The following is a 2,405-nucleotide window of genomic DNA, read 5'->3' as shown; positions in this document are numbered from 1 at the left end:
CTCCCGGTGTTCAGGCCGAGGAGGCCGGCCATGTCCGTCGGTCCGCCGGTCTGCCCGGCGCGCTCGCGCTGCCCGGCCAGACCGGCGGACCGACGGACATGGCCGGCCTCCTCGGCCTGAACACCGGGAGCACACGATGAAGCGCGCCAAGGCCCTGGGCGTCGCCGCCCTCGTCGCCGCCCTCGGCTTCTGCGGAACCGGTGCCTGGACCTATGCCCAGGCCCGCACCGACGAGGAGCTCGCCTTCGGCCGGGAACGCGACACCGCGCTCGCCGAGGGCCGCAGCCGCATCACCGTCCTGAACACCCTCGACGCCTCCACCCGCGAACGCGCCGAAGCGGGCATCCGGGCCTGGCGCGACGCCGCCACCGGACCGCTCCGCACCGAACTGGGCCGCACCCGGCCCGCGGTGGGCGCCTCGGCACGCGCCACGGTCACCGAGGCGGCGCTCACGGCACTGGACGCGAGAGCCGGTACGGCGAAACTCATCGCGACCGTACGCGTCGACGTCACCCCCCGCGGAGCCACCACCGCGACCACCGACCGCAAACGCCTGGAGGCCGTCCTGACCCGCACCGGCGCGAACACGTGGAGGGTGGCGGCCCTGAGCGCGGTGCCCGTCGCCGGAGCGGAGGGCGGGGACCGATGACGCGACTGCTGCGCGAGACGCCCGGCGGGGGAGAGGCACGGGACACGACGGAGGAGGACGTCAAGGGGGCCGAGGAGTCCACGGACGAGGACGCGCCGTCGGTCACGGCTACGGACGGCAAGGGGCCCACGGACGAAGGCACGCCGACTGCCACGGATGCAGAGGGCAAGGGGCCCGCGGAGGCGGAGGCCCCGACGGTCACGGCTGCGGAGGGGAAGGAGACCACGGCCAAGTCCGGCCGCCGTTCCGCCACCGCGTGGCGCAGGGGCGCCCTCGCCGCCGCCCTCACCGTCCTCCTCCTCGGCGGGAGCGGATTCTTCTACGCCGCCCACCAGCTCCGTTCGACCCGGTCGGCGAGCAACCACGCGCTCACCGACACGGAGGCCACCGCCCGCGTCGGCGGCGATGTCGCCGAAGGCCTCGCCCGGGTCTTCTCCTACACACCCGCCCACACCGACGCCGCCGAACGATCCGCCCGCACCGTCCTCGCGGGGCGCGCAGCCCGCCAGTACGGCGAGCTGCTCGCCCAGGTCCGGGCGAACCTGGACAAGCAGCGCATCACCCTCTCCACCCAGGCCGTCCGCACCGGGGTGATCGAACTCGACGGGGACAGCGCGCGCCTCCTCGTCTTCCTCGACCAGAGTTCACGGCGGGACAAGGCCGCCGCCACGTCCGCCGCGGCCCAGCTCACCGTCACCGCGAAGTACCAGGGAGACCGGTGGCTGATCGTCGACATCAAGGCCCGCTGACGATGAGCGGGAGACGGGAGAACCCCATGACACGCCAGGTCCGCGCCTCGGCGGGCAACCGGCCGGCCCTGGCCGTGGCCCTCGTGCTCACCCTGCTCGCGGGCGGCTTCGCGGCCTGGGAAGGCCGGAGCTGGTACGCCGAGGCCCACGACGACTCCGCGGCGTACGCCGCCCAGCGCGACCGGGCGCTCGCGGCGGGGGAGCAGGCCGTGCAGAACCTCAACACGCTCGACCACCGGCGCGTGGACCAGGGCCTCGACCTCTGGGAGACCTCGACGACCGGCGAGCTGCACAAGCAACTGGTCGACGGACGGCCGGAGTTCACCCGTCAGGTGAAAGCGGCGAAGACGGTGACCACGGCCCGTGTGCTGTCCGGCGCCGTCACCGAACTCGACGACCGGGCGGGACGGGCCCGGCTGCTCGTCGCGCTGCGCATCACCGTCACGACGCCCGACAGCAAGAGCTCGGAGAAGGACAGCCGCATGCTGGGCGAACTCACCCGCGCCGACGGCCAGTGGAAACTCAGCGGACTGGGGCAGGCCCCCGTGGGCGGCACGACGACCGGTTGACCGGACCGTCCCGTACACGAGAGCCACAAGCACCCGAAAGGACACGCACGATGCCGACGCCCCGCCACCACCTCAACCGCCAGCGCCGCCGCCAGGCCCAGGCCCTCGCCGACCAGCCGACCTCCGCGCCGAAGTCCCGCACGCCCGTCGGCCTTTTGACCGAGCCCGACGCCGAGTCCGGCCCGGGTCTCCGGCGGCGACCGCCGGTGGGATCCGCACGAGGAACGGCGGGAGCGCCGGAATCCACCGCCGACCGCCCCGCCACCCCGCAAACGGCGGCCGCCGCCCGGACGGCGAAGGACGGGCCGCGGCCGCGCCACCCCGCCCCCCTGGTGATCCTCTGCCTCCTGACCCTCCTCCTCGGAGGCTTCGCCGGATGGGCGCACAGCAGGGCCGGAGAACTGCGGGACGACCCCGCGCGCGGCAACACGGCCCTCA

The 2,405-nt window shown here is 74.6% G+C and carries 3 protein-coding genes and 1 pseudogene; all 4 read left to right on the top strand.

Features of this window, described 5'->3' with window-relative positions; genetic code table 11:
- Positions 1-136: 136 nt before the first annotated feature.
- Complete coding sequence (locus CCN56_RS39155) at positions 137-649, top strand: hypothetical protein (RefSeq protein WP_086832374.1); 513 nt, start codon at positions 137-139, stop codon at positions 647-649.
- Entirely contained in the window at positions 646-1,398 is a 753-nt protein-coding gene (locus tag CCN56_RS39150) for a hypothetical protein (protein WP_086832373.1), read from the top strand. Before CCN56_RS39155 ends, CCN56_RS39150 begins: the two co-directional genes overlap by 4 nt.
- A gap of 26 nt (positions 1,399-1,424) precedes the next feature.
- Entirely contained in the window at positions 1,425-1,967 is a 543-nt protein-coding gene (locus CCN56_RS39145; protein ID WP_086832372.1) for a hypothetical protein, read from the top strand.
- A 50-nt stretch (positions 1,968-2,017) separates the two neighbouring features.
- Positions 2,018-2,405 (top strand): annotated as a pseudogene (locus CCN56_RS45340) (hypothetical protein); the annotation flags it as partial.

Origin of the sequence: Streptomyces sp. NRRL B-24572, from assembly GCF_002156145.1 — a bacterium.
GTDB lineage: Bacteria > Actinomycetota > Actinomycetes > Streptomycetales > Streptomycetaceae > Streptomyces > Streptomyces vietnamensis.
Note: the sequence above shows the minus strand (reverse complement) of the source record. Positions and strands in the feature narration are given on the sequence as shown.

Bases quoted from the DNA above. Each gene is read 5' to 3' on its own strand.
- CCN56_RS39155 (WP_086832374.1), top strand. From the start codon at position 137: ATGAAGCGCGCCAAGGCCCTGGGCGTCGCCGCCCTCGTCGCCGCCCTC.
- CCN56_RS39150 (WP_086832373.1), top strand. From the start codon at position 646: ATGACGCGACTGCTGCGCGAGACGCCCGGCGGGGGAGAGGCACGGGAC.
- CCN56_RS39145 (WP_086832372.1), top strand. From the start codon at position 1,425: ATGACACGCCAGGTCCGCGCCTCGGCGGGCAACCGGCCGGCCCTGGCC.